Origin of the sequence: Comamonas denitrificans, assembly GCF_042654745.1 — a bacterium.
In the GTDB taxonomy this organism is placed as follows: Bacteria; Pseudomonadota; Gammaproteobacteria; order Burkholderiales; family Burkholderiaceae_C; genus Comamonas; species Comamonas denitrificans.
The window spans coordinates 1-25,740 of the sequence record NZ_JBHSEY010000031.1; the positions used below are offsets into that span (position 1 = coordinate 1).

A 25,740-nucleotide genomic window follows, 5' to 3' on the forward strand; every position below is an offset into this window, starting at 1 on the left:
GCACGGATCGCGCCATAAACAGCGGATAGCGATTTTTATCTATGCAATCGTCCGGGATGCGACACCTAGTCAGTAGTTTGACTACTGACTAGAGTGTCTGCACACTTGTTGAGCAGCCAAAATCACATGTGACAAATCAATGACTGTAAAAGCCTTAGCCCTTAAGGCTCCGATTTGCATCTGCGTCACCTCCCACCTCATTTTTTGATGCCCCGCTGCCCTGTGGTCTGAGCACCTCAGTAGCTGTACTGCTGGCCATCAACAGTAGAACAAAACACGCTTTCTCGGTTTTGCAGAAACTGCTGGTCAGATACGCCATTTCGATGGCGGCAGCAGAGATCGCTAGACCTCTGGCTGAGCGTAACTTCTTTTCTCCATAGAAAAAGTGACTTTGATGCGGCGCAATTCGCTGTCTGTGATGCAGCCGCCAAACGCGCAGATTGTGCCGTCAATGCACGCCGACTAGATGCCGATATGTTCGGCCCTGTTCCAGCAGATGTTATCGGGCAACCCACTGCAGGCGCAGCACAACCAGGTGGTGCAGCAACTGAAGCAGGCACAGCCGCCGCAGCAGGGCAGCAACAAGATGCAGAAACAGTAGCGCCTACCGTTGATAAACAAAAAGCTTCCCAGGAGCAGGAGCAGGAGCAGGAGCGAGGGCCTTTTGGCCCGATCCTGACGCAGTACCGCCATGATGCCCAAGGGGCTATCAAGGCGCTGACCGAGTTGCAAGATGGCGAGGCCGTGGCCGCGCTGCATCATCCCGAAGTGGGGGATATTAATCTGGTGTGGGGTGAGGCAGGAACAGGTAACAAGGATGGCTATGGCCTGTCCAAGTTGGTGAAGTTCCACTCAGAGGTAGTGGGTGATTTACAGGGATTCTTGAGCCGCCTGTCTGTCGATCCAAAGCGATCTGGCAAAAACCGTATTCGCTTGGCCGATGAAAGCGGCGAGGCTTCTGTGAGCCTGGATTGGAAGGGGGACAGCAAAGTTTGGTTGCTGACTGCCTATGAGAAGGATGCCGCCGCTGGCACGACGATGAACACTGCCAGCAATGATGCCAAGGGTGACACAACTCGCCTTGACGGCGGCACGGCTGCTAGTGTACCCGCACAGGGCGCTGATGCCAACCCCGACATCCTCTACAGCAAGAGCGCCAAGCCCGTCACCAACCCAACCGCCGTCAAGATGCGCCGCGCCATGGTGCAGCGCACGGTGGACGCGCTGGCCAAGGGTTGGGCCAAGGCACCCAACGTCACCGTGGTGGAACAGCCGTGCAGCCGCAGCGGCTGCGCAAGTGGCCCCCACAAGGGGCACCAAACAAGGCGGAACCGCTGGAAAGACGGCCTCCATTGCGCCAGATGAAAAACTCAGTCTCGTAGCACGCGCGAAACCGAGTTGTTCAGGACATCCTTAAAAACCCAAAGAGGGGAGATATACAGAGTGAAAAAAGCCCCTTTCGGGGCTTCAATGAATCTTAAAAAACCTTGGAATGGCGGAAGGCAGCATCCGCCTGAAATCCTTTATCCATGCGCGTTTTTGATTGTTTTTGTATTTCTATAGGCCATTAAATAGGCCATTAAGTTGCCGGTATGCGGGGCATTAAGCGTCTTGCAGCTCGAACGGTGGGACGGTGGGGCGCTTTTCCAGCCAGGCATGGACCTGGGCGGCGGGCCATCCAACAGCGCGTGGGCCAAGTTGGATGGGGTAAGGGAAGCCCTCCGTCAGCATCCAGTTACGCAGAGTGCTTTTGCTGATGCTCAGGCCCTTCAGCAGTTCATCGCGTCGGTAGATTAATCGTGTGCTCATCGGCCGCTTTGGTTAGGAGCTTCAAAAATCCAGCAGCGCACGGTCTTGCCCTGATCAGGCCTGTCCTGATGGCTGGCAAGTGCACTGTTTACGGCGCGGCTGGCATCCACAAAGCGGCGGGTCTTGCTGGTGCGCAAAACTTTTTTCAGCTCACTCATGGGCGGCACCTGCTGGCGGTGGTTGCTGGCCATCTCCACAAACTCGTTCAGGTTCACGGCGATCAAGGCCTTGTCGCGGCTGTGGTTCAAGCGGGGCACGTGAACAGGGCCGCCGACGCTGGGCTTGGGAATGGCGTCCAGGTAATCAAACGCCTCCCAAAACTCCTGCACCAGGGGGTGATCGGCACTGATGGCACGCTGGCGCTCTTGGGCCATGGCCACGATCTGGCTGCGCACCGCCTCAAACTGCGCTTCACTCATCCGCATCAAGGGGTACATGGCCATCACGGCGGCCAGCAGCTGGGCGTGGTTTTTGGCAATGCGTGGTTTGTAGATGCCGTCTTGCTCCAGCAGCCAGTGGGTGGCCTTCTCGGTTTCGGTGCGAAAGGTCTGCAGCACCTGCTCCTCCTGCTTCAGGCAGGCCAGCAAAAAACCGCTGAGCTGCTCAATCTCATAGGTCTCCAGCTTTTTGGCGCTTTCAAAGCTGGCCTTGGTGTGGCCCTTCGTGGTGAAAGTCATGTGGCAAATACGCTCCATGATCGCCTGGCTGGCCTGTACCTGGTTGTTCTGGCTGATGACGATGCTGGCGCGAAACGGCGGCTCATACGTCTCATTGCCGCCGGTGCGCACGCCCGTGGTGCGCACGTTGCGGCCGTTGTAGGCATCCTTGAGCTCGTCCCAGTCAAAGCTTTTTACATGGGCGCTGCTGCCGGTCTTGGTCTCGCGGTCGCTCTCGATCAGCACAATCGGCAGGTTTGATACCTGCGTGAACGTGCGCATCCGGCCGCTGGCGGTGGACTTGCTGGGGTCAAACCCCTCGTAGTCACGCCCAAACAACTTCCACAAGAACTGGATCAGCGTCGTCTTACCGCTGCCTGGCTCGCCCACAATCTCCAGAAACGGGAAAGACATCTGCTCCTCCCGCACCTGCTCGGCAAACAGGCTGCTAAACCAAAATGCCAGTGCTACATAACCCGCTGGGCCAAAGGCATTCCACAGGTGCTGGGGCCAGCTTCTGTCCTGGCTCTCGCGGTCGGTGTTGATGTGCAGGGCAATGCTGCGCTGCAAGCTCTTGATGCTGAGCTTGCCAATCTCAAAATAATCTTCTTCGTTGGCCTGGTACACCTGGCCGCCGCTGACCGCATAGTCACCCAGCAAATAGGTCTTGTGTGCCTTGCTGTAGCCCACAAAGTCCACGGTCTGCACCACCTTGATCTTCTCCAGTTGGCGCAGCATCATGCGCTCCAGCTGGGCGCTGCTACCGCTGTAAATGGCCCCAGGGGCCAAGTTCAGCAACTGCTTTTTAAACTCGCTGGCTGCCGACAAATGACCCGATGTAAACGTCCCCTTCACCGCCTGGGTGGCATGCGGCTGGGCAATGCTGAAGTAGTACCACGCCTCCTGCGTCACCTCATTGCGCTGAAAGTACAGGGCCCGGGGCAGGCAGTTGGCAATGGGTTTGAGCACCCCCGACTGCTCTAGCGCCTTGGCGCGAATCTCTTGCTCGCTCTGGTACGGGCCCGGCGGCCCCTCCGCCTGTGCCTTCTCCAGCGCCTCCTTGGCCTTGCTGTAAGCGGCCAGATTCAGCTCAAACCAATACAGGCGGCAGCCAAAGTCAAATTCAAACTCCGTGCGGTTGGTCCTGTTGTAAATCAGCAAGGCCTTGGCCATCGCACTTTGCGCCAGCAGCAGGGCACCGTGGTAGAGGTAGGTCTGCACATCCTTGTCCTGCAGCCGATCGCGCAGGTGTAAATCGTTCCAGTCCTGCTTGGGCGCACCTCGGCGCTGCGGGATTTGTGCGGCCGCGCACTTCCACCCCTGTTCAGTGGCCCGCTGTACAAAGCGCAGCGTGTACTCGCGCCCGGCCTTATCCCCATCCAGGGCCCACACCAGCTTGGGCCGGGCCACCTGCTTGCCCTCGCGCTCTACCTGGTCGGCAATCGCCTTCAGCGCATGCTCCGGGTAATTGCTGCAGCTCATCAACGCCACCGCCGCAATCCCATGGTGCGCCAGGGCAATGGCATCAAAGATGCCCTCCACCAGCCACAGCTCCTTGGGCGGCTGGGGGGCATCCGGCTGCGCCGGGTTGGGCGCGGCAAAGCTCAAGCCGGGCATCGCCCACCAATGGCCTGCATAACTGCCGCCATACTTGAAGTTGGCCTTCTTCTTGCCAAAGCGGGCCGGGCGGTCAATCAGCCGCTCCCAATGCGTGTCGCCCACCACAAAGCGCACCGTTGCCGTGCCCGCCCCCCGGCCCCGGTCGGCCTTAGCATCGTAATACTGCTCTTGTGTGTACAGGCCCCGCACCAGGGCCAGGTCAAAGCCCCGGCCCTCACGCAAATACGCATCGGCCACCGCCGTCGGGCTGCGCTGCGCGGCGGGCTTGGCCTCCTCCACCTTGTGCACACGGTCAGACCAGCTTTCAAACAAATCGCTGTACAGCTCCCGTGCATGGGCCTCATAGCCACAGTTATTCAGCCGCTCGCAGCGCACCACCCAAGGGCTGGCGGCAAACGTCCACAAACTCTTTTGGCTGCACTCTGGGCACAGGCCCTGGCGCAAATGCTTGCCCGCCACCTTCATGCTGTAGTCCGCCTGCAGGCGCTGGGCAATATCGTCAAGCAAATCACTCATGCTGCGGCCCACCCTTGCAATGCCGCCTTGGGCACGTTGAAAAAGTTCAGCCGTCCCTTCAACGGCAAAAACGGCATAGGCTGGCTATCGCGCAGCACAAACCCCCAGCGGTCAGCCTGCTTCCAGGGCGATGCATGCTCCTGGCAGCAATCGACCACCCGCGTCCAGCCCACCAAACCACCCCGTGGCAACGCCTCATACGCGGGCAGCCCGCCCGGCGGCAGCAAGCCCGCCTCATCCAGCAGCTGGGCGGCTTGCTCGTAATCGCTGCGCGTCATCGTCAGGCCGGCATGCACCAGCAAAGGGCCCCGAAAATTGGTCGGCCAATCGCGGTTTTCAATATCCTTGTAGCCCTGCACCACCAGCCAGGCCCAGGGCTGGCGAATACTCAGTGCGGCCATCATGCCTCACCCCCTTGGCCCAGGTGCGGCTGCACCCCCAGCGGCAAGCGAATGGCCGACATCCCCCGCGCCGGGCCGAAAACGGCCTGCACCTGCGCCATCGCCTCAAACCAGCCAGCGGCAATCACCAGGTGGCGTGACCGCTTGCCATGCTGCGCCGTATGCGTCACACGCCAGGCCATCATGCTTCACCCCCCTTGGCCACGCGCGGCTGCATCTTTTTGGCTATCTCCCAGGCCTCCGACCCAGGCCCTGCAAACAGCAAGCCGCCCCAGTAGCGCAAGCTCCGGAAGTGCTCAGATATTTCGATTAGCAAAGCCTGTGCCCCAAGAAAAAGCGCCTCTTCCAGCTTTGGGTTACCAGTGCAAGTGCGCCATTGCTCGCCCAAAATTTGCTCCGCTTCCTGGGCGCGGCGTATGCAGCGCAGATAAAGGGCTTGCTCTCTACTCAGGGGGGTAGTGATTGGCATGGTCAGCTCCTTGTGAAAAATTTAGGCAAAAAAAATCCCTGCGCCTTGCAAAAGGCACATCTCAGGGGTGGGGGAAAGAAGGGGGGTTAGCCCGCTTTAGCCAGCAGGCAAATCAGTAGGCAAGCCCATGGCGAACAAATCGCCATTTACCGCCTTGGTAGAGCGCGTGCAGTGCGGGGCAACGCCGGCGTTCTGTAGCGTCGCCTGCAGCAGGTCGCGGCGCACATGGCTGGACAGCGGCAAATTCACACTCGGGTTTGGCGTAGCACTGGGCGAGAGGGTGCGCACAATCTCTGTCAGGGCCACAAAGGTGTGGCCGCACTCGGCATTCACGCAGCAATAAAACGACTGGCGGGTCAGCACCGACATGTGCTCACTGCTGCGAATCACGCATGGGCTATCGCAGTGCGGGCAGCGCAGGCGCATCGCCTCTTTGCCCGTGCCTTTGTGGGCAACGCGGGCTGTGTCATTGGCGCTTGTATTCATGGCGGTCACCTGTACACACCCCTCTACAGCGGGCCGGTGGTGCCACGGGGATAGTTGCGCAGGCCCAGGCCCAGCAGCTTGCGGGCCATGGCGGCAAAGGTGCAATCCTCCTTGCTGGCCAGGCGGCGCATCTCTTGCGCATCCAGCGGGGCAATGCGCACATAAAGGATTTCATCGCGCGAAGTGCGCAGCCGCTGGCCATTGCGCGGCGGCTTGTAAGTGGAAGCGGGTTTTGTTTGCATAATGCGTCAAGAGGTTGTTAAGGGATGTGCGCATTATGGGTAAAAAATTACCCACTTGCAACACTGATGGGAAATTTTTTATGCAAATGGGTGACCGCATCAAGGAAGAACGTGAGCGTTTGGGCATGAACCAGTCGGAATTTGCGGCTATCGCGTCGGCTACACGGAAGACACTTTTTAACTGGGAGAGTGGTTCGGCTGCACCCAGCGCGGTCGCTGTTGCTGCCTGGGCCCCTCACGGTGTCGATGTGCTCTACATCCTGACCGGCCAGCGTCAAGCCCAGACCGGCGTAACGCTGACACCGCGCCAGGCGGCACTGCTGGACAACTATGAGCACACCAGCGAAGAAGGCAAAAAAATTATTGAGGGCGCAGCCTTTGCGGCAGCGCAACCGGCGGCCCCTGTAAAGGGCAGCGCCAAGCGGGCGGCGTAGGCACGTTGCGTGATGAGCTGAATTGAAGAGGGTGTGATGCAAACGGATACGGCAAGCGGTTGGGCTGTGCTGGCCTTACTAATTTTTATGGTCGCTGGGTGGTGGTGGGGATGGCGGCAGCTGTCCATATCAGCAGCGAGAAAGCAGCGCACTGGCATAGCACGGCTGGTACTTTGTTTTCTTGGTGCTTTGGCATGTTCCTTTGGCGCTTTTTGCTTGGCAGGTGCTTTTGCAATGCCTGGCCCCAAAGATGGGGATGCGGTTGTTGCAGTATTTGGCGGCATGGTGCTTTTGCCATTTTTTATTCTTTGGCGGCGTAACCTGAAAGCGCAGTCGCCAATATCCGAAAAAATAGAAATAGAAAAATCTATTTCTCCGACTTCGCCCAACGTTGTCCGTGATTTTCTACCTCAAGATAAACAGTCTGTTGATAATTTATCTGCTGCTAAAAAACCTTCTAATAATAAGAAAACCATAAAAGAAGAAAAAACAGAATCAATCTTTCCTGCAACGTTGCGGTTTACTTATAAAGATAATACTGGGCAAAGCCTGGAGCGCACGGTAAAGGTAAGTTCAATTTCCGAGGCCAATGGCCTTAACTACCTGGAAGGTTATTGCCATACAAGGCAAGATTTTCGTACCTTCCGCACGGACCGGATTCGTGGCAGTTTGGTCGATATAGAGAGCGGAGAAATACTCTCGGTCAAGCAACTGCTTTCTAGCGTTCACCCGCGCAAGGCGATGACTTACAAGCCTGCGCCTGCTGTGACCACCAAAAAAGAATGGCAAACCGCCGTGCTGTTCACCGGATTTACAGCCAAGCGCCGCGAAGAGCTGGAAGAGCTAGCAGATGCCGCAGGCTGGGACGTACGCAGCACCGTTGGCAAAACCCTAGATTACCTTGTGACCGGGCCGCGAGCTGGCCCCAGCAAAATTGCCAAGGCTGAAGAGCTGGGCGTAACGGTGGTTGATGAAGATATTTTTCGAGGATTAGTATGAGTTTATTTACCTTAAAGGGCGGCAGTTTGATTTGCTGAATGCTGGCAAGTTGGCCGACCACCACGGCGTGATTGATCAGTCTGTAGCGTCCAGGCGATTGATCAAAGAATGCAATGCCATTACCAAGCAGCTGAATGCGCTGATTCCATCGCTTACGAAGTTGTCGCGCAGTCGGCAGTAGCGGTGCTTTGATAAACGTACTCGGGCCGACAGCCCGTGTTTTGTAAATAACTTGGTCTGAAGTGGTTTGTAGCATGCAGCTAATTTAAGCAGCACCGCTTTTTAAATAAATCACAAAGCCCTGTAATACGTGAAACAACAGTAGGAGACGGGATGAGTATCTTTGTTGTATCTGGAATGGATGGCCAGATCAAAACTACGCAATTACCGAGCGGCGATATGGCTGTTTCTGGCCCCACCGCAGGGCCATTAGAACAAATCATGTTTGATATTTGTCGCTGGGACGGGCGGCGCAATCCAAGCTATGGCGGCTGGATTATTCCAAGTCAATATACGTCACGTGCTTATAACAAATTACTGAGCCGCTGCACCAAGATTGCGGGTTGATTCATAAAAAATTATTAGCCATTAAATATATAGGTGACCACCATGAAAAATTTACTCTCACGCGCCGCTCTTCCGTTCATTGTACTTACCATGCTGGCAGCACCGACCTTTGCTCAAAGTCTGACTGCCCCGCAAAAAAATGCTGTGCGTTCGGCGAAGCAATACCTGAGCTTTCAAGGTTTTTCTCGGGACGGACTTATCAACCAACTCTCATCAGACGCGGGGGACGGCTACAAAGAGTCTGATGCCACTGTGGCTGTGGATAGCCTGAGTGTAGATTGGAACAAGCAGGCTGAAAGATCGGCCAAGCAGTATTTGGACATTATGGGCTTTTCATGCAAAGGGCTCATTGAGCAGCTCTCATCCAGCGCAGGCGATGGCTACACCAAAGACCAAGCCACCCATGGTGCGCGTGCCGTAGGCGCTTGCTGATCTGAGCCAGTCTTTCGGAGTGCCAGAACGGCAAGTTTGTTTGCCAAGATGGGACGATCAGTGCGAGTAAGCAGATTTACCGATAACTTTGGGGCAGTGATGCGCTATCTGCTTGTCATTTTCTCCCTGGCTTTATTTTTTAGCCCTGCCCATGCGGAGCAAATGACGTGCTTGGTGGTTGGTAAGCGGCAACGAGGTAGAGCCTAGCGTGCAATGAACACGCGCATTGAAGTGGATACCGATCATAAAAATGTTAGTGAAAACTCAAAGCCAAGCGCGAATGATTGAACGGGTAAGGGTACTACGCCTTGCAGAGAAAATTCGAAAAAAAGAACGAAGAGGAAGTAAGACTGAATTTTCCGCAAAGTTCTCACGTCAGCGAAATCTAAAAATTGGAAGGCGTTTTGAATGGAATGATATTAGTGTGCCAGAGCACCTTACTTTTAATCAAAAAAAGCGCGATGAGTGTTGTCGGTTTTTTATTGCAATAGAATATTCTGTAAGTCATGGTAAAAATGTCAGGCTAATTTTTAATGACACAAAACACATTGCTCTAGATGCATTAACATTTCTGTTGGCAAAAATTCAAAAACTACGTTGGATTTATGGTGAAAATTCAGTAACTGGAACTTATCCATCTTCACGTCGCGTGGAGCGTGTTTTGACAGAGTCAGGATTTTTTAAAATTCTTGGAGTAAGAAGCAGACGTACTTACACTAAAGGTGCAATAAGATATGTAAAGTATCGATCAGATGTTAAATTATTAGGATCACACATCGAAGCATTAAAGATTGATTTGCTTGGCGATGATATTCAACTGTATAAGCCGATTGCTCTAAAAATTGTTAGAGCAATTAAAGAGGCTATGTCGAATGTTAGCCATCATGCATATCAAACTAAATCTATTCGTACAAAAAAAATGCTTGGTCGATGGTGGTTAAATGGGCACTTGAATGTTAGTAAAAATGAGCTATCACTAAGTTTCTATGATTGTGGAGTTGGTATACCAAAAACACTTGTTCGAAAATATGGAATGGAACAGATTAGAGGTGTTTTTTCCCTTCTTCCAATTGTAAATCCTGACGATGCACAGATGATTGAGGCCGCTGTAGAACTCGGCAGAACCGGAACCCTTAAAAGTTATCGTGGTAAAGGACTACAGGACATGCATCAACTCATCAAGCTAGTTGGGGAAGGATCGCTGACAATACATAGCAGGCAGGGTTCGTATCACTACAACTACCCTAATGCTAAGTCAAAGAATTTTGAAGAGTTCCTCGAAGGAACATTGATAACGTGGGTCTTGCCCTTAAATAAGGCTGCAGAGATTGCAGACAGTCTTATTGAGGTTGATGGAGTAGATGATGAATAAACTAGTTACGCCGATTTCAATTGCAAAGGATTTTGCAAAATCTACCGGTGGAAGAGTCCCAGCTGAAGGTCCTTTTTCTGGACAAGAATTTAGAGATACAATTCTTGTAAAAGAATTAAAGGCTGGTAATAAAAAAATTATTATCGACCTTGATGGCACAGATGGATATGGGTCGTCTTTTCTAGAGGAAGCATTTGGCGGTCTTGTTCGTCTTGGATTTGATCCAAGAGAGTTGCAAGAAATATTTGAATTTATATCAAAAGATGACCCGACGTATGAAGAAGAAATTAGACAATATATAAATGATGCAGTTAATAATAATTAATTATGCTTGCCGCAATTTTTGAAAATTTCTCTTGGAGTTCTTTTACTGTCGGCGCATTTGTTTCATGGGTTTTTGGAAAGATTGCCCCAGTCTTTTTAAAAGAGTATTTAACAACTAAGCGCGATAAGAAAAAGGCGATTGGTGTACGTTGCAATCAATTATGCGATGCTGTACACGACATTACAAAAAGTGCTGCTAATATTTTTTGTTTAGATTATGATCGAGAAAAATCAGTTAAAGTAAAAACAGATTATCACAATATATCCGTATTGATTACTGAATTAAATAATGACTTGCATTCATTTGGTTTCTCAGATCATCAGGTTAAAGCAAAATTAATTATTGATTTTAGACAAGCGATCACAGAAAAAATTCTTTCGCCAAGAACTGATCGATATAATGCTGATGATCTAGTTGTATTAAATATTTACGACAAAAGCAATGCGTTAATTAATTGTCTACGGGAAATTAATAGACACGTTTCATAATTTAATTTAGCCGAAGTTACATTCGGCCCACTCCACGCCCTCGGCTTGTTGTGTTTCCAGAGTGATCTTGCTGGTGTAGCCGCTTCTTCTCAGGCTGTGGCGCGCACGCCAAAACTAAACGCTGTGAGCAATTATGCTAGGCGCTCGCACTCCAGGCGGGTGGTGTAGCCGCCATCGGCAATCGTGTGTTCCACCGTCTTTACCAGCCAGTCTTGCCCATCTATCTCGGGCTTAAAGCCCTGTACCGTCACGCTCGATTGCGGCATTAGGTGGGGGCGGCCCAGGGCCAGGGTCAGGCTCAGGGTGGCGGCCCCTCGGTCAATGCGTTGCAGCTCGGCCTGGGCGGCGGCGCTGGCTTCGCGCTCGGTGGCGTAGGTGTCTTTCAGGGTCTTGGTGCTGTCCCCATCCTGCCCGGCGGTGACGGTGTGCGTCTGGGCGCTGTGCGTATCGTGCCAGTGGGCTTGCACGCCGGTGTAGCTTGTGCGCTCGGCCGTGTGCCAGCGGTGCTGGTCGCCGCTGCCGCGGGTGATGTGGATGGAGTCCAGCGGCTGGCCGCTGGCCGTGGTACGGCTGTTGATGGGCAAAAAGATGAGCTGCCCTTTTTTGATCGTGGCCACCGCGTCATGCTGGCGGGCCAGGCGGGTGAGCAGGTGCAAGTCGCTTTCGTTGGTTTGATCCAGGTGCTGCACCGGCAGCTGCGCCAGGGCGGGGGCGATGCGGGCGGGCAGGTCATTTGCCTGCGCCAGTTCTTGCACGATGGTGCCCAGAGTGGTGTTGTGCCAGCTGCGGCTGGTGCGCTGGCGCAGGCTTTGCCCCATGTTGGCACTGCGGGCGCGAATGCTGATGCGGTCGGGGGCACCGCTGTGCTCAGTCTCATCGACCACAAAACTGCCCTTGTCCACCAATTGGCCGGCCCAGCCCAGCTGCACGTCGATGGTGGCCCCCTTGGGGGGGATGGCCATGCGGCCATCGGCATCGTCCAGGGTCAGGCTCAACTGGTCGGCCTCTTCGCCCCGGCTCTCGCTCAGCCGCAGTTCGATCAGTCGCCCCCCCAGCTTGGGGGTAATGTCCTGGCCGTTTACGCTCAGGCGGTAGTCGGGCTGGGGATAGCTCATAGCAGCCACCATTGCCAAAAATCATCGTCATCATCCCACCATGGGTCGCTGCCGCCCTGGGCACCGCCGTCCGGCTCGGCCAAGTGATCGTCCACGCGCTTGAGGGTCAGCGTAAATTCCACGCGCCGGGCCACACCCTGGGCGGTGAAGTAGCTGGCGCTTTCTTGCACGCCGTCAATCACCCAGGCACCCAGCACATCGCCGGTGCCGCTGACCAGGGCGTAGGCTTTGCCCGCGTCGGCCATGGCCCGTAGATCATCTAGCACCCGGCGCGAGCCGCGAAATTCTGGCGCATGCACACCGGTCAGGGTAATGCTGTCTTCGCCAGGGCCAACAAACTGCCGCGCTGGCCGTGCCCCCACCCGGCTATTGCTGGGGTGGCGCCAGTCCTGCTGTCGCTGCAGCTGCTGGTAGGCCAGGCTATCGAGGCCAAAGATGAATTGGCCCAGGGCCATCATGCTGCTCATGCTCATAAGCGCTTTACTCCATGTCGCTCATCTGGCTCAGTACCCGGCCCCGGTTGTAGCGCTCGCGCTTGTCCAGCTCCATGCGCACCGCAGCGGCAATGGCCTGTGGGTCTGCCCCCGCCGGGGCGTTGATCGTGATCGTGATGTTGTAGCTGCTGCCCGCTGCACTGCCCGCCCCGGCACCTGCCCCTGCGCTGCTGGCCAGGGCCGGGCCTGCGCTGGCCATGGGGGCCATGCTGGCAGCGGCCAGCCCCAGGGCGGCGCTGGCCGCCAGTTTTTGGCTGCGCTCGATGCCCAGGGCAGCGCCTTCGCTGATGTGACCACCCAGTTGCATGAACACGCGGCTGGGGCTGTGAATCCCCAGCTTTTCTTTAAACGCTTGCCAGGCCTGCCCGCCCATTTGCATGACGGTATCGCGCAGCGCGGCCAGCTTGCTGCCAATGCCGCCAATTAGCCCATCGACCACGGCAGCGCCGAGGCTTTGGAATTTTGCGGGCACCTCAATGCCCAGGGCGCTCAGGGCGGCGGTAATGCCGCGCCACAGCAGTCCAAAGGGGCTGAAATTGAGCAGGGTTTTAGCCCACCCACTCACGCCGCTGTTCAGCACGGAGCGCCCGGCCTGCACCAGCCTCCCAAAGCCAGCGGCAATGCCTTGCCCGATTCGCGCCAGAAAGCCCAGCAAATCCTCCCACAGCAGCTTGGCCCCGCCAACTACACCGTCCCAGTTGTTGTACAGCATGATGCCAGCGGTAATCAGCAGGCCCACTGGCCCCAGCAGGCGCAGCAGCATTGGGGCAAAGCGGGCCAGCACTGGCAGTAGGCGGACCAGGCCACCGCCTACGGCTTTGAACACCCCTGCGATGCCCGGCAGCGTCACCCCCACCATACCAAAGGCAAAGCGCAGCAGTGCCATTTTGGCCAAGATCAGCCCCAGCGGGATCATCAAGGCTCCCACGGCAGTGGTGAGCACGGCAAAGCCAATGGCCCCGCGCACTAGCCACTGGGTGGCAATGGGGTTCTCGCGCAGCCAGTCGCCCACGGCGCGGATGGCCCCGGTAATTTTTTGCACCCAGGCGCGGATTTCGCCCGCGTTGGTTTCAAAAAGCTGGATGCGCACATCCTCCCAGGTGCTGGACAGCTCGTCCATGTCGCCCGTAAGGTTGTCGGCCATGACTTTGGCCGTCTTGCCAGCTGCGCCCGCGCTGTCTTTGACTTTGTCCAAGTACTCGATGATGCCGCCGCTGCCAGATTTCTCGATCAGCTCGGCCATGGCGGCTGCAGGCTCTTCGCCAAAAATTGTTTTCAGCGCTTCCAGGCGCTGGGCGCTACCCATTTTTTCCGTTTGCTTGGCTAAATTGGTCAGCACATCGGTCACGCCCAGCACGTTGCCCTTGGCATCGCGCGTTTGTACGCCCAGTTTTTTTAGCATCTTGGCCGCCCCGCCGGTGGGGGCGGACAGGCGCAGCAGCATGGCCCGCAAAGCGGTGCCGCCTTTTTCTCCCTGGATGCCGACGTTGCCCAGCAGGCCGGCCATGGTTGCCGTGGTTTGCAAGTCCACGCCTGCGGCGCGGGCCACGGGGCCTACGTAGCTCATGGTATTGCCCAGCATCTCCAGGGTGGTGTTGCTGGTGGTGAATGTTTTTGTCAGCACATCGGCCACCTGGCCCATGTTGCTGGGGTCGATGCCAAATGCGCTCAGGATGTTGGAGCTAATGTCCGCCGTGCGGCCCAGCTCCATATCACCGGCCTTGGCCATATCCAGCATGCCGGGCATAGCCGCTTTGATGTCTTCGGGCTTAAAGCCAGCCATCGCCAAAAAGCCTTGCCCCTGCGCCGCCTCGGTGGCACTGAACATGGTGCTGGCCCCCAGCGCTTTGGCTTGCTGGCGCAGCATGGCCAGTTCTTTACTGTCTTTGTCCAGGCGCGACAGGGCCTGCACTTTGCTCATTGCGGTATCAAATTCCACGCCGGGTTGCAGGAGCCGGGCGATGCCGCTGCCGCTGCGCTGCCCCACGGCCAGGGTGGCCGCACCGCCGGCAACCACCATCCCCGCCGTGGCCAGGGCCTGATTGCGCTGATTTTTGAGCTTATCGAACCGCTCTTGCGCGGCAGCCGCTTGGGCCAGCTTGCGCCGCTGCACATCAATCTGTGCATTGGTAGCGGCCAGACTGGCTTGAAGCCGTGCTTGCGCCTGGCTGGCGTTGCCGATGCCCGCCTGATTTAGCGCCTGGCGCAGCTCAATTACTTTTGTCTTTTGCTTGTTGTAGGCGCTGCTGGCTTTGTCCACGGCCTTTTGGGCCTTGGCCATCTGGGCAGCGCTGGTGGTGCCCACGGCCCCCAGGGCTTGCAGCTGGGTTTGTGCCTGGCGCAGTTTTGTTGCTGCGGCGCTGGCCGCCTCGCGCTGTTTGTTAAACGATTCCACCAGGGCTTTTTGCTGCCCCAGTTTTTTTGCGGTGGTGTTCAGCGCGTCCAGGCGCTGGCTGGCTTCCTGGGTGGTTTTTTGCACTTTGCGCATCGGGCCGGTCAGTTTATCGACCGCGCCCAGCAGCACTTCAAGGCGTAATCTATCAAGCATGGCGCAGCCCTTGCGCCCGTGCCTTGGCTACTTGGGCTACTTGCTGGCGTTGATCATTGTTTGCAGGTCGCGTTGCACCTGCTCGGTTTCGGCCAGCAGCGCGGCAATGCGCTGGGCCTGCTGCGCTTTGGCTTGCGCCTGCTGTGGGCTGTCGGCCAGCAGTGCGGTGATGCCGCGATGGGCGGCACGGGCGCTTAAGTAGCACACCATGACGATGCCACCCAGCACGGCCAGCAGTGCCAGTACAGCCAGGGTGACGATAAGGGGGGTGGTCATGGTGTTGCATGTTACCGCAGGTTCTTTCTATTTCTGTTTTGGGCTGGCGTGCTGGGCGTTATGCCGCTGCACGGCCAGGTTGCGCCAGTGCAGCAGCTCGCCCACGTCCATGTCTTGCATTGCCGCTGGCGGCCAGTGAAAAATCATGGCGATGTCTGCCATGGCATCTTCTACGCTGGCTGTTCCTCCTCCTGCTTGGCTGATTTGGGTACCAAAAAAGCGGCCACCCCCAGGGCGCATTGCACCAAGTCGGTCGGGGCCATGGCATTGACTTCATGCACCGCCAGGGTGGGGGTGGTGATGCGCGGCAGCAGGGCGGCCATGGCATCCACTTTCATGTTCAGCACGTCGGCCAGCATCAGGCCGCGCAGGTCGGCAGTGCGTGGGCGCAGCAGTTGCAGCGCTTCGATGGTGGTGGCCCCCCGCACGATGGGTTCTTCCAGCGTGATGCTGGTGCTGGGCCGTTCTGTGTTGTTGATGGCGGTGGCAGTGGTGGTGGTTTTGTTTTCGCTCATGATGGGCTTTCGTCGTGGGGTTCAGGGTGTGGGCGCTTAAATGCCCAGGGCGGCGCGGATGGCGCTGTTGCGGTCTTCGCCGTCGATGACGCAGACCAGATTGACCAGGTCGATTTCAATGACGACCTCGCCATCAATCACCTCTTTGTAGTAGCTCAGGGTGTATTTGTAGGTTTTCTCGGCCAGCTCTCCGGCTTTTTCGCTGCCGCCGTCGCGCTCGACCAGGCGGCCGCGCATGACCACTTCGGCGGCGGTGACGGCTTCGCTGTCGTCGCTGCGGATGGCCCCGGCAAAGCGCAGCAGCACCGCGTCGTGGGTGCTGGCACCCCACTTGCTGACCAGCCCTTTGGGCCAGCCTGCGGCTTTGATTTCGGCCTCCATTTTTTCTTGGCCAAAGTCCAGATCGATCGGGCCTTCCATTCCGCCGGCGCGGAACTCTTCGACCTTGCGGGCCAGCTTGGGCAGGGTGACTTCGGGCGTTTCGCCCATGTAGTTGGTGCCGTCGATAAAGGTGGCGAAGTTCACCAGTTTGCGGGGCAGTGCCATGGTTGTTTTCTCCTAATTGGGGGTGTCGGTTATTGGCCCGTGGCCACGCGCAGGGCAAAGTCGCTGAAATACTTGTCAGTGATGCGCTGGCGAAAGCCCAGGTCTTCAATGGGGGGCACGGGGGTGTAGTCGTAGTCGATGATCAGCTTGCCGCCCTTCAAGTTTTCGTTGGTGTTCACCTCGGCATCGAACCAGCATTTGCCGTCAAGGATGTAGCCCAGCGCTTTGAGGCTGCGAAAACGGGCGTTCACGCCTTCGATGATGTCTTTCACCACAGAGGGGTGCAGGGGCTTATCGACAAACTCAAAGTGCCCTTCGGCAATGGTGTCGGCCAGCACCTGGGCGGTGCGCACGGCCGATTCGTAGCGGAAAAGCTCATCCGTGCTGCACGTGCGGCTGCCCCAAAAGCGGTAGCCCTGGTAGTTGATGAGGGTGGTGACATTGCCCTCGTTGAGCAAGGTTGCATCTGTCTCGCTGCTTTGCAGGTCAAAGAACACATCTTTGCTGATGCCCACCGGGCCATTGACGGGCACGTTGGACAGGGTTTTGTGCCAGCCCTGCTCTACGTCAATCTTGGCCCGCAGGCCCAGGGCATAGGCCACGGCGGGCACGGTCACTGCGGCGTTGTCTTGGGTGCTCCAGGCTTTGAAGTCGGGCCAGCAGACCATGGTCTCGCGCTGGCCAAAGCCTTCGGCGTAGGTGAGGGCGGCGCTGACATCTTCGGCCCCGTCGGCGCTGACGTAGGCCATGGCCCGCAGCTTTTGCGCGGCAGCGGTGAGGGCATCGGCCACGGGCTTGGTGTCCAGCCCCGGAGCGCCCAGGATGCGCGGCTTCACTTTCAGCTGTTGCTGCGCTACCAGCAGCGCTTGGATGCCCGAGCGCTTGCCGCCCACGTTCTCGCCAATGACCAGGCTGGTTTGGTCGGCCTGGCGCTCTGCTTCGGTGGCACCCTCGCCCACCGGCACCCGCACGATCACCAGCACAGGCCGCGCCTGGTCGGCAATGGCCTTGAGGGCTACGGGCAGGGTGCCGCTGGCCCCGGCAGCGTCCAGCGCCTTGGCCACGTTGGTGAACAGCACGGGGGTATCGAGGGGGAATTTTTCAGGGTCGGCATCGGGGGCGGTGGCCACCAGGCCAATGACGGCGGTGGAGACGATGCGCAAGGTGGTGGTGCCGGTGTTGATTTCTTCAACACGCACACCGTGGTGGTAGCCAGCAAGGGACATTTTGAAAGCTCCTTTTATTCAGGATTGAAAGGGTGAAAGGGGGTGAGGAATGGGCGGCGCTTGCGCTCCGCTTCATAAGCGGCGCGGCAGTGGCCGGGCTGCCAGAAAAACAGCAGGTCGATGAAGCGGCGCGTCCAGCCCCAGTAACGTTGCCCAGACTGCTCGGCCCGCCAGGCGCGGCTGCTGAGGGTTTCGTCGGGGTGGCCTGCCAGCAGTGCATTGGCCGCCTGATCGATGGCAATGGCGATGTTGAGCAGGTAGGTTTTCACGGGGCAAGCACCTCTGCAGCGCGTGGCTCGGTCAGCAGGCCCGCTTGCACAAGCATTTGCACGCTTTCGATGGTGCTGGCATCGGCCAGATCAATGAATTCTGCGGCGGCTTGGTCGGCCAGCACGGCCCGCAGCATGGCCGCTTGCTGGCGCTGCTCAAGCACGGCGGTGGGGTTGTCGATGGCGGCCAAATCGATCGCGGCTTTTTCTGCGAGAGTGAAGCGCTGGCGGAACTGCAGCACGGTCAGGCGCGTGTTTTCTGCGGGCGCAGGGGGCTCCTGTTGTTGCTCTGCTGCCAGTTGCCAGCGGCCAGGGTACTGCTGCTGGACAAATTCTGCGCTGGCGACGATGGTGTTTGTAACTTTGCCGGTGCTGTCGATGATTTCGATACGATGGGGTTGCATGATGCGGTTCCTTTTTTTTACGGATTCGTCTGCGGCCAGAAGTACAGGATCACAAGGCCATCGCCGCCTCTGCCGCCGTAGAGCCAACCGTACACACTGCCGTCCTGGTTTAGGGTGAGAAAACCGGTACCGCCGCCAGCACCCAGGCCGCCTGCATAACCGTTGTAGCCACTACCCATCGCCGACGACCCCGCCGCAAACAACCCCGCTGGCGCGACACTGCTAAAGACCTTATTTCCGTCGGTGATCTTCGTGCCCCATCCGTCAAGTTGGCTATCGTTCCGGTTGTTGTTGAGTAACACCCCCTGCACATTGCCTGATCCGAATACTCCGCCGGGCAGGCAGAAGTCCCATGGGCCAGTCGATGGCTTTGGGGCATTGCCAGCCGTGACAAACCGATCACTCTGACCGGCACCGCCTGCGGCCAGGTACTCTTCATCGCGCAGGGTGACAATGGTGTCGCCGCCATCTGTTGCTACATAAAAATCCCAACCGCTCGATCCGCTCTGACTCTTTGAGTAGCCGCCAATCCCTCCCGCACCAATGGCAAACGCGACCTGGTCGCCCGCCTGCACATTTTTTACGACCTGACCCCACCCGCCCGAGCCGCCCACCTTGGCACCCGCCCCAGCCCCAGCGCCTACGGCACGCATAAAGATGGTGCCGGGGCAGGGGAAGATGTAGCTGCCGCTTTCGGTGAACATTTTGACGATAGGGAAGTTGTGTGAGCCTTGCGCCATGGCTGCACCCATAAATTGCTCCTGGGCTGCAAATGCAGCCTGCAACTGCTGGGCGCTGGCGCGGGTTGCGATTTCGTCCGCCAGGGTTTGGATGGCCTGGGCCTGCGCAGTCAGCTCGGTGCCCAGGGCCTGGGTGGTGGCCTGGGCCTGCGTGGCCACGGCTTCGGTAACGGCCTGGGTGCCCGCCTGCATCTGGCTGCCCAGCGCCTGGGTTTGCGCTTGCAATTGGGCGGTGATTTCGGGGGTGATGTCTTGCACGCTCTCTCCTAGTGCGGTGGTGGCCTGGCTGTGTTGGTACAGGGCGCGGTCGATGCCGTGCATGGCTTCGCGCAGGTGCAGCACGTCGTCTTGCAGGCGGTTGTTGGGGTGGGGCAGGGGCAGGCCCAGGTGCTCGGTGGTGTCTTGGTGCATGGGGGTGATCCGTGACGGTGAGGGTTAAACGACGATGGCCCGCAGGTTGGTCACCAGGGGGCGGGCGCTGTGGCTGCCGGTTAGCAGCAGGCGCACGCGCAGGCGCTGGGCGCTAATGCCGTCCAGGCGGTAGGTCAGCTCTAGCACCCCGGCGCTTTGCGGGCTGCTGGCGATAAAGGGCACCTGCGCCCAGGTGTCTTGATCGCTGGCCTGCATTTGCACGGTGACGGCGCTGCCTGCGGGTAGGGCTGCTTGCAGCACGACGTGCAGGGCCACGTTGTCCCCGGCGTTGATGGCAGGGGTGATGTAGTCGCCCTGCTGCTGCACGCTACCGTCCACCAGTTGCAGGCCTGGCAGCAGGTGGGCGCTGTGGTGGGTGTTGCCGCTTAGTTGCGCCTGCACCTGTACGGTGCCGCTGTAGCGGCTGGGCAGTTGCACGGCTTGGCCTGCGGCCACTTGGTGGACTTGCCCGCCCTCTAGCTGCAGCGAAAACAGGGCGGCTGCAGCGGCTGCGGGCAGCACAACGCCGGCTTGCACCATGAGGTCGGTGGCATCCTCTACGGTGACGGTGCCCAGGTCGATGGTGCGGGGGCTGGTGCTGTGTTCTGCGGCCAGCAGCTCAAAGGTTAAATCGCTGCCCTGGTGCGGTGTCCAGGTGCTGGCGTTGGAACTCGATAGCAGCACGCCCACGCTGTAGGGCTGGCTGGTGATGTACTGGGCGCGGTGTTCATCCCAGCCGCCCAGCTCGGCCACGGCCAGGGCGCAGGCGGGGTCGTTGGTGAGGATGACGATGGCGTATTCCACCCCGGCCTCCAGTGCCAGCGGTGCCCAGCTGGCGGTGGTGGGCTGGCTAGCGGGGGCAATGGCGGTGCTGTGCAGCACGCATTCGGCCACGATGGCGCGGGACGGCACGCCGCCTACGACTTCGCGCAGCTGCACTTGCACGTCGCTGGTGCCTGCATCGGTAAACCACAGGTTTACGCCGCAGATTTCGCGGGGGTTGTCTAGTGTGAAGGTTTGCGCCAGGGGGTCGTACAGCTGCACGGTCACCTTGCTGACCGTGCGCTCCAGCAGGGTGCCCTGGCCGGTAAATACGGCCTCGGCTCGGTTGCCGCCCTGGCCGGTGAAGACAATGTTTTTGCTGCCCGCAGGCACCCCGGGGGGGATGGTGAAGCTGCCGCGTAGGCCCTGTGCATCGGCCACCAAGGAGCCATTGGGTAGGGGCTGGGCAGCCACGGCGATGCCGTCAAAGGTGATGCCCGCCAGGGTTTCGCCCGGGGGGAAGTCTAAATCAAACGCAATGTCGATCTGGCGCAGGTGCTCTAGCTGGCTGGTGGCTTCGCTGCGCAGGATTTCAGCGGCGGCGGTGACGGCCTGGGTGGGGGTGAGGCGTTGCACCAGGGGGTTGGCCCAGAGGGTGTCCACATCTGTCCAGTAGTCCACCGCTGGGGTAATGGTGGCTTGCCGGGGCAGGGGGTCAAAGGCGCTGTAGGGATTGACCAACATGCTGGCGGTGCGTCCGGTTTGGGCCAGCACGGGCACGGCGGCGTAGTCGGTGGTCTGGGCGGTGTGAATGCCCAGGCCGATCTGGTGCAGGGCCACGGTTATGGGCAGTTGCAGGTGGCCGCCCAGGATGTGGGCGGTTTGCGGTTGCCCGGCATCACGCAGGTCGTTGCCCAGCATGGGGTCGGCAAACAGGCCTTTTTTGATTCCGCTGTGCCGCCCGCTGGCATCGACGGAAAGGCGCAGTTCGGCCAGGTCTGCGTAGATGCTTTGCAGGTGGTCTTGGTAGGCCTTGAGGGTTTGCATGGGCACCACGCGCACGGCATCTTGGTCGCAGCGGCGCAGGGCATCCCAGCTTTGGTACACGGTGGCCAGGGGCAGTACGCCGGTGGGGATGCTGGGGGGCTTGGGTGCCCAGGGGGCGGGTACGCCCGCAATCCATTGCAGGGTGCCGGTGTCGGTCATGACCAAGCGGTCGTAGCGGCGCTGGGCGTAGTCGTAGGTGGTGTGGATAAGGGTGCCGGTCAGGGCCCCGGCGACGGTAAAGCCTGTGGCATCTACGTCAGTGGGGGTGGCCTGGGTCATATAGACGTAGGTGGCCTGGTAGGTGCTGCCGGGGTTGGGTTCGGCACCGGCGGCGCTCCAGTCCACTTGGTTCTGGGCAAGCTTGTAGTCGCTGCCTGGCTGGTAGGTGGTGCCGCCTTGGGTGATGCTTTCGATTTGCAGCACGGCATCGTCGGGCAGGGGGTCGGCTGCGCCGGTAAAGCCGCCGTGGGTGAGTTGCACGGTTTTGCGGGCCTGAATGCGCACTTGTGGCAGGCCTACGGCGGGGGTGCGGTCAAAGGGGATGCGCTGGGCCGCTTCGGTGCTGCTCAGGTGCGGCTCGCTGTCGATGCGCTGCAAGTTGGGCTGGGCGTTGTACACCAGGCGGCGGCTGGCCGCCAGTTCCAGGGCGTGGCCGTTGATGCGGGCTACGCCTTCGCGCACGGTGTACACCTGCTGGCCGCCGGGCAGGTCGGCACCCATGACGACATCCAGTCCGCGCACGACGTAGGTGCCCCCGGCGCTGTCGCGGTCGTAGCGGGCTAGGGCTTGGGTGACGGCATCGATGTTGGGCGGGGGCTCTTTGGGCATGACGTGCCCGTCCACGATGGTCCACACGGGGTAGTAGGTGCCTGCCGTGCCGTCGCCCTGTACGCCCCAGGTGAGGGTGACGATTTTGCGCTCGGCCCCGGCTTCGCCATAGCCGCGTGTGCCTGCGGCAGGGTTGTACAGGCTTGGGTCGGTTTGCTCATTGCGCTGGCTGGTCTGCAGGTATGCGCCCACGGTGGTGGTGCCCAGGGGCGGTACGGTGAGCTGCGCTGGGGCGATGCCGCGCACGGCCCCGGCGATGTACAGGGCACCACCCTGCACGGTGGTGGCCCCGCTGACCGCGTCGGTGATGCACTGGCAGGCGCGGATGATGTCGCCCTCTTTGAATAGTACGTCGGCCACGTCGCGCAGGCGCTGGCGTTGGATGCTTTGCAGTTCGTTGAGCTCTGCCGATTGCAGGATGCGGTCGGCGCGAAAGTCCACTTGCTCCCAGCCGTGGGCGCTGTCAAAGCGGTTGTAGATGGTGTTCGGTTCCATGGCGGGCCTTAGAAGGGCAGGATGATTTCTTCCACCTGGCGGGTGGCTCCGCTGCGGTAGACGGCGGTGCGCCGCTCCAGTGTGTAGATCTGGCCGGGGTGGGCGATGTCTGGGGGCAGCAGCCAGCGCTGGCCGGCGGGCACTTCGGGCTGGGCCTGGGTGCCAAAGAAGACGGCCATTTCGCGCACGTCTTCGCCCTGCGCGTCGGTAAAGCCAAAGGTGGCCCGCAGCATGAGGTAGGTAGTGGGCTGGGCGCTGATGCGGTAGCGGCTGCCGCTGGGCAGTTCGATGTCGCCTTGCGGGTCGGGGGTGACAAAAAGTACTTCACTGACCAGGCGGCGGCCAATTTCGTCCACCAGCGCGATGGCATCGACCGGCTCGGGCTGGGGGGCTGCATCCCATGCGGGCAGGCCCCGGCCCCAGGCGATGTGGATGGTCTGGCTGGCGATGGCTTGGGCCAGGGCGATGCGCCCGGCTTGCTGTAGGACGGCCATTAGGGTTGTTCCTCGTAGGTGTGGGTTTCAAAGTGCGCTCGCCAGGGCTTGGCATTCCAACTGCCTTGCCAGCTGCGCTGGTTTTCGTGCAGCTGGGGGGCACGGCTGGCGGTGTGGGCGTGCTGCCGGGTGCTGGCGGCTGGGGCCTGCCAGGCGCAGGCGGTAATGAAGGCTTCGGCCCGTGGCACGACCAGGGCTTGGCCGGGCTGGGGGGCGGTGCTGATGCTGCTGACCACGAGGGTGGCCCCCAGGCTGGCATCGATGAGCAGGGCGCTGTCCAGGCTCCAGGCATCAAGGACGATGCGGTCGTCGTAGGTCAGGACGGTGGTGATGTGCAGCCACTGCGCAGCTTGCACCCCGGTGGTGGGGGCTGCATCGCTGCTGGTGGTGTGGCGTTGGCCCTGACTGAGTTTGACGCTGTGGCCCCAGGGGGCGACATCGACGGGGATGCCGCTGTCGTTGTCCAGCAGGTCAGCGTCTAGCCCGGCGGCACCGTCCAGGCGCAGGGGCCGCAGGTCGTGGCCGTGGTGGGCACGCCACAGGCAGACGTGCAGGGGCAGGCTGGCGCGGATGACGTGGGCGACGGCGGCTAGCTCCCATTCTTTGATGGGGCGGCCCAGGTCGATGTGCAGCAGGGGGCCGTCCTCTTCAATCACCACGGCCTGGTCGTAACCGAGCCAGCCCAGGGCGCGGCGCACACTGGCGGCGCTGCCGCGCTCAAAAAGCCAGGGCAGGGCGGCGGTGAGCAATGCGTCGGTGCTGGCAAAGTAGCGGGCAAATTGGGCCACCTGCCATTGCATGGCCAGCCAGGGCTGCAGGTCGGGATTGGCCCGCACGCTGGCGGGATCCATGGCGGCGATGATGCCATCCCACTGGGGTTGTGTGCGGTCGATGGCTCGCTCTAGCGGGGTGCTTTGCGGGGGCAGGATGCTGCGGGGTAGGACGGCTGTCATAGCACCCCCGCATCAATAAGCTGCACGCTTCCCAGGGTGGGGTATTCGTCGGCCCCCAGCACGATGGTGGGGGGCGGGGCGGTGTCGCTGGGGTAGTGGACGGCGGCCACGCCGTCGATGTGCAGCAAGGTGGTGATCCAGCTGCGGGCAATGGGGCTGCCCAGTGCGGCCCGCGCGGCCAGTTGAGTTTGCAGGTGGGCCTGCAGATCGGCCAGCAGGGTGGGGCTGGCGTTGGCGCTGCGCCAGATGTGGGCGCGGATGTCGATGGGCTGGGGCTGCGCTGTGCCTACGGTGACGGTTACGCCCAGCATGCGGGCGCTGTCTTGGTTGAGGGCTTGCACGACTTGGGCGCTGGTGCCCAGGCTGGGGTTGTGCAGCCACAGCACGACGTGGACGGCACCGGGGCGGCTTTGCCGGGCGGTGGCGGCACGCACGTTGGTGCTGGCGGTGAGGGCGGTCAGTTCGTAATGCTCGCGGGTGCCTTGCCCGGCCAGGGCGGCAATGCGCAGTTGTAGGCGTAGGCGCAGGCGCTCGTCGTCTTCGCCAGCCATGCGGGTGAGGCCGAACATGGCGGCCAGGTGATCGAGGTCGCCGCCGGTGGCGAAGGCCAGCAGGTGGGCACGCGCGGCATCATTGACGCGGGCGCGGTACAGCAGTTCGCGGTAGCTGAAGGTTTGCAGCAGTTTTGTCAGCGGGGACGATTCAAGGGCCAGGGTGTCTGCCGCCTCGGGGTAGTGGCCCAGCAGGTGGGCTTTGCTGGTGGCGAGGATGCGCTCAAAGTCCAACGGCTCAATGACGCTGGGCGGCGGCAGGGTGGCGGCAGTGGTCATGCCCGTGGGCCCCCCAGGTCGGCTGTGAGTTGCAAGGCTTTGCGCGGGGCGGCGGCGCTGCTGAGGTAGTCGCCGTCGATGGTGAGGGTGGCTTGGCCGGGGGCTTGGGGGTCGCGGCTCAAGTTCAGTTGGCGCAGGGCAAGGCGTGGCTCCCAGCGCATGAGGGCGCTGGCCGCTGCACTCAGTAGGCGCAGCTGGGTGATGGCGTTGTCGGGCTGGTCGATCAGCATGGGGACGTGGCTGCCGTAGCTGCGCCGCATGACGCGGGTGCCAATGGGGGTGGCCAGGATGTCGCCCACGCTTTGGCGCAGGTGTTCCATGGGGCTGAGGGGGTGCCCGCTGTGGCGGTTCATCATGCGGTGGGGCCCCCTGTTTTGGACAGGCCGGGGGTGACACCCGTGTGTTTGTGTTGCACCAGGCTGATGCCCTGGGCGACGATATCGACGTTGCTGGTGATGCGCTGGGGCGTGACGGTGATCGCGGCGCTGCCCACGGTGATGTAGAGCGCCTCGGGGGTCATGCGCAGGCGGCAGCTGTCGGCCACTTGCAGGGTGATGGATTCGAGGCAGTACATGCCAAAGGCACCGTGCAGCCATTCCCACCAGTTGTCCCCGTCCCAGTCCGTGCGCTCATGGCCCGCGATGTCGCTGCCTTGGGGCATGGCGTTGCTGTACAGGCCCAGCAGGGCCACGCCTTGGGCCAGGTCGCCGCCTTGGCTCAAGAGCAGCACTTGTTCGCCCACGACGGGCGGGTGCCAGTGGCGACCCCCGTCGATGCCCCCGGCCCGCAGGGCCAGCCAGGGGAGCCAGTCGGTGGTGTTGGGGCCGGTGCTGACGCGCACGCGGGCGGCTTGGTGGTCGATGGCGGCGATGGTGCCCCGGCGCACGAGGTTTTCCAGACGGCGACTGACCTCGTAGGGGGATTCGGTTTGCGGAATGGGGGCTTGCATTGCGCCGATGGTGCAAGCGGGT

Annotated in this window: 32 protein-coding genes; 8 read left to right on the top strand and 24 right to left on the bottom strand. The window is 60.0% G+C overall.

All coding sequences use genetic code 11. The annotated features are described in order from the left end of the window. Nucleotides 1-474: 474 nt before the first annotated feature. Nucleotides 475-1,365 carry a hypothetical protein gene (locus tag ACFO24_RS06980; protein WP_377737672.1) on the top strand — a complete coding sequence of 297 codons (891 nt, stop codon included), beginning with the start codon at nucleotides 475-477 and terminating at the stop codon, nucleotides 1,363-1,365. A 237-nt stretch (nucleotides 1,366-1,602) separates the two neighbouring features. On the opposite strand, the gene ACFO24_RS06985 is transcribed toward ACFO24_RS06980, so the two are convergent. The 7 genes from ACFO24_RS06985 to ACFO24_RS07015 all read right to left on the bottom strand — a co-directional run bounded on the left by ACFO24_RS06985 (nucleotide 1,603) and on the right by ACFO24_RS07015 (nucleotide 6,199). Beyond that, a complete protein-coding gene (locus ACFO24_RS06985; RefSeq protein ID WP_377737673.1) occupies nucleotides 1,603-1,809 on the bottom strand; it encodes a helix-turn-helix transcriptional regulator in 207 nt (68 codons plus the stop codon). Further along, the gene (locus tag ACFO24_RS06990) at nucleotides 1,806-4,601 is read right to left on the bottom strand and encodes a toprim domain-containing protein (RefSeq protein ID WP_377737674.1); all 2,796 of its coding nucleotides are present in this window, start codon (nucleotides 4,599-4,601) and stop codon (nucleotides 1,806-1,808) included. Before ACFO24_RS06990 ends, ACFO24_RS06985 begins: the two co-directional genes overlap by 4 nt. Then, on the bottom strand, nucleotides 4,598-5,005 hold the full coding sequence (locus ACFO24_RS06995) for an ASCH domain-containing protein (RefSeq protein ID WP_377737676.1): 408 nt from the start codon (nucleotides 5,003-5,005) through the stop codon (nucleotides 4,598-4,600). Before ACFO24_RS06995 ends, ACFO24_RS06990 begins: the two co-directional genes overlap by 4 nt. Continuing rightward, the gene (locus tag ACFO24_RS07000; protein WP_377737677.1) at nucleotides 5,002-5,187 is read right to left on the bottom strand and encodes a hypothetical protein; all 186 of its coding nucleotides are present in this window, start codon (nucleotides 5,185-5,187) and stop codon (nucleotides 5,002-5,004) included. The genes ACFO24_RS06995 and ACFO24_RS07000 overlap by 4 nt, the downstream gene beginning before the upstream one ends. Further along, complete coding sequence (locus tag ACFO24_RS07005; protein ID WP_377737678.1) at nucleotides 5,184-5,471, bottom strand: hypothetical protein; 288 nt, start codon at nucleotides 5,469-5,471, stop codon at nucleotides 5,184-5,186. The genes ACFO24_RS07000 and ACFO24_RS07005 overlap by 4 nt, the downstream gene beginning before the upstream one ends. A 96-nt stretch (nucleotides 5,472-5,567) precedes the next feature. Next, nucleotides 5,568-5,957 carry an Ogr/Delta-like zinc finger protein gene (locus ACFO24_RS07010; protein ID WP_377737679.1) on the bottom strand — a complete coding sequence of 130 codons (390 nt, stop codon included), beginning with the start codon at nucleotides 5,955-5,957 and terminating at the stop codon, nucleotides 5,568-5,570. 23 nt (nucleotides 5,958-5,980) lie between these two features. Further along, nucleotides 5,981-6,199: a hypothetical protein gene (locus tag ACFO24_RS07015; RefSeq protein WP_377737680.1), complete on the bottom strand. Its 219-nt coding sequence runs from the start codon at nucleotides 6,197-6,199 to the stop codon at nucleotides 5,981-5,983. Nucleotides 6,200-6,279: 80 nt separating this feature from the next. Here ACFO24_RS07015 and ACFO24_RS07020 point away from each other — a divergent pair, with 80 nt between their 5' ends. The 7 genes from ACFO24_RS07020 (at nucleotide 6,280) to ACFO24_RS07050 (ending at nucleotide 10,816) form a co-directional block, all read left to right on the top strand. Beyond that, the gene (locus ACFO24_RS07020; protein ID WP_377737681.1) at nucleotides 6,280-6,633 is read left to right on the top strand and encodes a helix-turn-helix transcriptional regulator; all 354 of its coding nucleotides are present in this window, start codon (nucleotides 6,280-6,282) and stop codon (nucleotides 6,631-6,633) included. A 36-nt stretch (nucleotides 6,634-6,669) separates the two neighbouring features. Beyond that, nucleotides 6,670-7,632, top strand: a complete 963-nt coding sequence (locus ACFO24_RS07025) for a WYL domain-containing protein (RefSeq protein ID WP_377737682.1) — start codon at nucleotides 6,670-6,672, stop codon at nucleotides 7,630-7,632. 333 nt (nucleotides 7,633-7,965) lie between these two features. Beyond that, on the top strand, nucleotides 7,966-8,199 hold the full coding sequence (locus tag ACFO24_RS07030; protein ID WP_377737683.1) for a hypothetical protein: 234 nt from the start codon (nucleotides 7,966-7,968) through the stop codon (nucleotides 8,197-8,199). A 42-nt stretch (nucleotides 8,200-8,241) separates the two neighbouring features. Then, nucleotides 8,242-8,631: an Ltp family lipoprotein gene (locus ACFO24_RS07035; protein WP_377737684.1), complete on the top strand. Its 390-nt coding sequence runs from the start codon at nucleotides 8,242-8,244 to the stop codon at nucleotides 8,629-8,631. 250 nt (nucleotides 8,632-8,881) lie between these two features. Then, nucleotides 8,882-10,003: a hypothetical protein gene (locus tag ACFO24_RS07040; protein WP_377737685.1), complete on the top strand. Its 1,122-nt coding sequence runs from the start codon at nucleotides 8,882-8,884 to the stop codon at nucleotides 10,001-10,003. After that, a complete protein-coding gene (locus ACFO24_RS07045) occupies nucleotides 9,996-10,328 on the top strand; it encodes an STAS-like domain-containing protein (RefSeq protein WP_377737686.1) in 333 nt (110 codons plus the stop codon). Before ACFO24_RS07040 ends, ACFO24_RS07045 begins: the two co-directional genes overlap by 8 nt. 2 nt (nucleotides 10,329-10,330) lie before the next feature. Further along, complete coding sequence (locus ACFO24_RS07050; RefSeq protein WP_377737687.1) at nucleotides 10,331-10,816, top strand: hypothetical protein; 486 nt, start codon at nucleotides 10,331-10,333, stop codon at nucleotides 10,814-10,816. A gap of 131 nt (nucleotides 10,817-10,947) precedes the next feature. Here the strand turns inward: ACFO24_RS07050 and ACFO24_RS07055 are convergent, their stop codons facing one another. Genes ACFO24_RS07055 through ACFO24_RS07135 form a run of 17 tightly spaced genes read right to left on the bottom strand, consistent with a single transcriptional unit; the run spans nucleotide 10,948 to nucleotide 25,718 of the window. Next, a complete protein-coding gene (locus ACFO24_RS07055; RefSeq protein ID WP_377737689.1) occupies nucleotides 10,948-11,931 on the bottom strand; it encodes a phage late control D family protein in 984 nt (327 codons plus the stop codon). Next, on the bottom strand, nucleotides 11,928-12,404 hold the full coding sequence (locus ACFO24_RS07060; RefSeq protein ID WP_377737690.1) for a phage tail protein: 477 nt from the start codon (nucleotides 12,402-12,404) through the stop codon (nucleotides 11,928-11,930). The genes ACFO24_RS07055 and ACFO24_RS07060 overlap by 4 nt, the downstream gene beginning before the upstream one ends. Nucleotides 12,405-12,411: 7 nt before the next feature. Continuing rightward, nucleotides 12,412-14,973, bottom strand: a complete 2,562-nt coding sequence (locus tag ACFO24_RS07065) for a phage tail tape measure protein (RefSeq protein ID WP_377737691.1) — start codon at nucleotides 14,971-14,973, stop codon at nucleotides 12,412-12,414. Nucleotides 14,974-15,009: 36 nt separating this feature from the next. Continuing rightward, a complete protein-coding gene (locus ACFO24_RS07070) occupies nucleotides 15,010-15,249 on the bottom strand; it encodes a hypothetical protein (RefSeq protein ID WP_377737692.1) in 240 nt (79 codons plus the stop codon). Between the two features lie 27 nt (nucleotides 15,250-15,276). Continuing rightward, nucleotides 15,277-15,411: a GpE family phage tail protein gene (locus ACFO24_RS07075; protein WP_377737693.1), complete on the bottom strand. Its 135-nt coding sequence runs from the start codon at nucleotides 15,409-15,411 to the stop codon at nucleotides 15,277-15,279. 8 nt (nucleotides 15,412-15,419) lie between these two features. Further along, a complete protein-coding gene (locus ACFO24_RS07080) occupies nucleotides 15,420-15,764 on the bottom strand; it encodes a phage tail assembly protein (protein ID WP_377737695.1) in 345 nt (114 codons plus the stop codon). Between the two features lie 36 nt (nucleotides 15,765-15,800). Further along, a complete protein-coding gene (locus ACFO24_RS07085) occupies nucleotides 15,801-16,310 on the bottom strand; it encodes a phage major tail tube protein (protein ID WP_377737696.1) in 510 nt (169 codons plus the stop codon). A 29-nt stretch (nucleotides 16,311-16,339) separates the two neighbouring features. Continuing rightward, complete coding sequence (locus ACFO24_RS07090; RefSeq protein ID WP_377737697.1) at nucleotides 16,340-17,536, bottom strand: phage tail sheath protein; 1,197 nt, start codon at nucleotides 17,534-17,536, stop codon at nucleotides 16,340-16,342. A gap of 14 nt (nucleotides 17,537-17,550) precedes the next feature. Continuing rightward, a complete protein-coding gene (locus tag ACFO24_RS07095) occupies nucleotides 17,551-17,805 on the bottom strand; it encodes a hypothetical protein (RefSeq protein ID WP_377737698.1) in 255 nt (84 codons plus the stop codon). Further along, nucleotides 17,802-18,209 carry a hypothetical protein gene (locus ACFO24_RS07100; protein WP_377737699.1) on the bottom strand — a complete coding sequence of 136 codons (408 nt, stop codon included), beginning with the start codon at nucleotides 18,207-18,209 and terminating at the stop codon, nucleotides 17,802-17,804. Before ACFO24_RS07100 ends, ACFO24_RS07095 begins: the two co-directional genes overlap by 4 nt. Nucleotides 18,210-18,226: 17 nt before the next feature. Further along, a complete protein-coding gene (locus ACFO24_RS07105) occupies nucleotides 18,227-19,360 on the bottom strand; it encodes a hypothetical protein (protein ID WP_377737700.1) in 1,134 nt (377 codons plus the stop codon). Between the two features lie 24 nt (nucleotides 19,361-19,384). Continuing rightward, nucleotides 19,385-22,492: a DUF4815 domain-containing protein gene (locus tag ACFO24_RS07110; protein WP_377737702.1), complete on the bottom strand. Its 3,108-nt coding sequence runs from the start codon at nucleotides 22,490-22,492 to the stop codon at nucleotides 19,385-19,387. 8 nt (nucleotides 22,493-22,500) lie between these two features. After that, nucleotides 22,501-22,986, bottom strand: coding sequence for a hypothetical protein (locus ACFO24_RS07115; protein ID WP_377737703.1), 486 nt, complete (start codon nucleotides 22,984-22,986; stop codon nucleotides 22,501-22,503). Beyond that, nucleotides 22,986-23,939: a phage tail protein gene (locus ACFO24_RS07120; RefSeq protein ID WP_377737704.1), complete on the bottom strand. Its 954-nt coding sequence runs from the start codon at nucleotides 23,937-23,939 to the stop codon at nucleotides 22,986-22,988. The genes ACFO24_RS07115 and ACFO24_RS07120 overlap by 1 nt, the downstream gene beginning before the upstream one ends. Beyond that, nucleotides 23,936-24,769: a baseplate J/gp47 family protein gene (locus tag ACFO24_RS07125; protein ID WP_377737705.1), complete on the bottom strand. Its 834-nt coding sequence runs from the start codon at nucleotides 24,767-24,769 to the stop codon at nucleotides 23,936-23,938. Before ACFO24_RS07125 ends, ACFO24_RS07120 begins: the two co-directional genes overlap by 4 nt. Then, entirely contained in the window at nucleotides 24,766-25,125 is a 360-nt protein-coding gene (locus tag ACFO24_RS07130) for a GPW/gp25 family protein (RefSeq protein ID WP_377737706.1), read from the bottom strand. The genes ACFO24_RS07125 and ACFO24_RS07130 overlap by 4 nt, the downstream gene beginning before the upstream one ends. Continuing rightward, nucleotides 25,122-25,718: a phage baseplate assembly protein V gene (locus ACFO24_RS07135; RefSeq protein ID WP_377737707.1), complete on the bottom strand. Its 597-nt coding sequence runs from the start codon at nucleotides 25,716-25,718 to the stop codon at nucleotides 25,122-25,124. Before ACFO24_RS07135 ends, ACFO24_RS07130 begins: the two co-directional genes overlap by 4 nt. Nucleotides 25,719-25,740: the final 22 nt, after the last annotated feature.

Bases quoted from the DNA above. Each gene is read 5' to 3' on its own strand.
- ACFO24_RS06980 (WP_377737672.1), top strand. From the start codon at position 475: ATGTTCGGCCCTGTTCCAGCAGATGTTATCGGGCAACCCACTGCAGGC.
- ACFO24_RS06985 (WP_377737673.1), bottom strand. From the start codon at position 1,809: ATGAGCACACGATTAATCTACCGACGCGATGAACTGCTGAAGGGCCTG.
- ACFO24_RS06990 (WP_377737674.1), bottom strand. From the start codon at position 4,601: ATGAGTGATTTGCTTGACGATATTGCCCAGCGCCTGCAGGCGGACTAC.
- ACFO24_RS06995 (WP_377737676.1), bottom strand. From the start codon at position 5,005: ATGATGGCCGCACTGAGTATTCGCCAGCCCTGGGCCTGGCTGGTGGTG.
- ACFO24_RS07000 (WP_377737677.1), bottom strand. From the start codon at position 5,187: ATGATGGCCTGGCGTGTGACGCATACGGCGCAGCATGGCAAGCGGTCA.
- ACFO24_RS07005 (WP_377737678.1), bottom strand. From the start codon at position 5,471: ATGCCAATCACTACCCCCCTGAGTAGAGAGCAAGCCCTTTATCTGCGC.
- ACFO24_RS07010 (WP_377737679.1), bottom strand. From the start codon at position 5,957: ATGAATACAAGCGCCAATGACACAGCCCGCGTTGCCCACAAAGGCACG.
- ACFO24_RS07015 (WP_377737680.1), bottom strand. From the start codon at position 6,199: ATGCAAACAAAACCCGCTTCCACTTACAAGCCGCCGCGCAATGGCCAG.
- ACFO24_RS07020 (WP_377737681.1), top strand. From the start codon at position 6,280: ATGCAAATGGGTGACCGCATCAAGGAAGAACGTGAGCGTTTGGGCATG.
- ACFO24_RS07025 (WP_377737682.1), top strand. From the start codon at position 6,670: ATGCAAACGGATACGGCAAGCGGTTGGGCTGTGCTGGCCTTACTAATT.
- ACFO24_RS07030 (WP_377737683.1), top strand. From the start codon at position 7,966: ATGAGTATCTTTGTTGTATCTGGAATGGATGGCCAGATCAAAACTACG.
- ACFO24_RS07035 (WP_377737684.1), top strand. From the start codon at position 8,242: ATGAAAAATTTACTCTCACGCGCCGCTCTTCCGTTCATTGTACTTACC.
- ACFO24_RS07040 (WP_377737685.1), top strand. From the start codon at position 8,882: ATGTTAGTGAAAACTCAAAGCCAAGCGCGAATGATTGAACGGGTAAGG.
- ACFO24_RS07045 (WP_377737686.1), top strand. From the start codon at position 9,996: ATGAATAAACTAGTTACGCCGATTTCAATTGCAAAGGATTTTGCAAAA.
- ACFO24_RS07050 (WP_377737687.1), top strand. From the start codon at position 10,331: ATGCTTGCCGCAATTTTTGAAAATTTCTCTTGGAGTTCTTTTACTGTC.
- ACFO24_RS07055 (WP_377737689.1), bottom strand. From the start codon at position 11,931: ATGAGCTATCCCCAGCCCGACTACCGCCTGAGCGTAAACGGCCAGGAC.
- ACFO24_RS07060 (WP_377737690.1), bottom strand. From the start codon at position 12,404: ATGAGCATGAGCAGCATGATGGCCCTGGGCCAATTCATCTTTGGCCTC.
- ACFO24_RS07065 (WP_377737691.1), bottom strand. From the start codon at position 14,973: ATGCTTGATAGATTACGCCTTGAAGTGCTGCTGGGCGCGGTCGATAAA.
- ACFO24_RS07070 (WP_377737692.1), bottom strand. From the start codon at position 15,249: ATGACCACCCCCCTTATCGTCACCCTGGCTGTACTGGCACTGCTGGCC.
- ACFO24_RS07075 (WP_377737693.1), bottom strand. From the start codon at position 15,411: ATGGCAGACATCGCCATGATTTTTCACTGGCCGCCAGCGGCAATGCAA.
- ACFO24_RS07080 (WP_377737695.1), bottom strand. From the start codon at position 15,764: ATGAGCGAAAACAAAACCACCACCACTGCCACCGCCATCAACAACACA.
- ACFO24_RS07085 (WP_377737696.1), bottom strand. From the start codon at position 16,310: ATGGCACTGCCCCGCAAACTGGTGAACTTCGCCACCTTTATCGACGGC.
- ACFO24_RS07090 (WP_377737697.1), bottom strand. From the start codon at position 17,536: ATGTCCCTTGCTGGCTACCACCACGGTGTGCGTGTTGAAGAAATCAAC.
- ACFO24_RS07100 (WP_377737699.1), bottom strand. From the start codon at position 18,209: ATGCAACCCCATCGTATCGAAATCATCGACAGCACCGGCAAAGTTACA.
- ACFO24_RS07105 (WP_377737700.1), bottom strand. From the start codon at position 19,360: ATGCACCAAGACACCACCGAGCACCTGGGCCTGCCCCTGCCCCACCCC.
- ACFO24_RS07110 (WP_377737702.1), bottom strand. From the start codon at position 22,492: ATGGAACCGAACACCATCTACAACCGCTTTGACAGCGCCCACGGCTGG.
- ACFO24_RS07115 (WP_377737703.1), bottom strand. From the start codon at position 22,986: ATGGCCGTCCTACAGCAAGCCGGGCGCATCGCCCTGGCCCAAGCCATC.
- ACFO24_RS07120 (WP_377737704.1), bottom strand. From the start codon at position 23,939: ATGACAGCCGTCCTACCCCGCAGCATCCTGCCCCCGCAAAGCACCCCG.
- ACFO24_RS07125 (WP_377737705.1), bottom strand. From the start codon at position 24,769: ATGACCACTGCCGCCACCCTGCCGCCGCCCAGCGTCATTGAGCCGTTG.
- ACFO24_RS07130 (WP_377737706.1), bottom strand. From the start codon at position 25,125: ATGATGAACCGCCACAGCGGGCACCCCCTCAGCCCCATGGAACACCTG.
- ACFO24_RS07135 (WP_377737707.1), bottom strand. From the start codon at position 25,718: ATGCAAGCCCCCATTCCGCAAACCGAATCCCCCTACGAGGTCAGTCGC.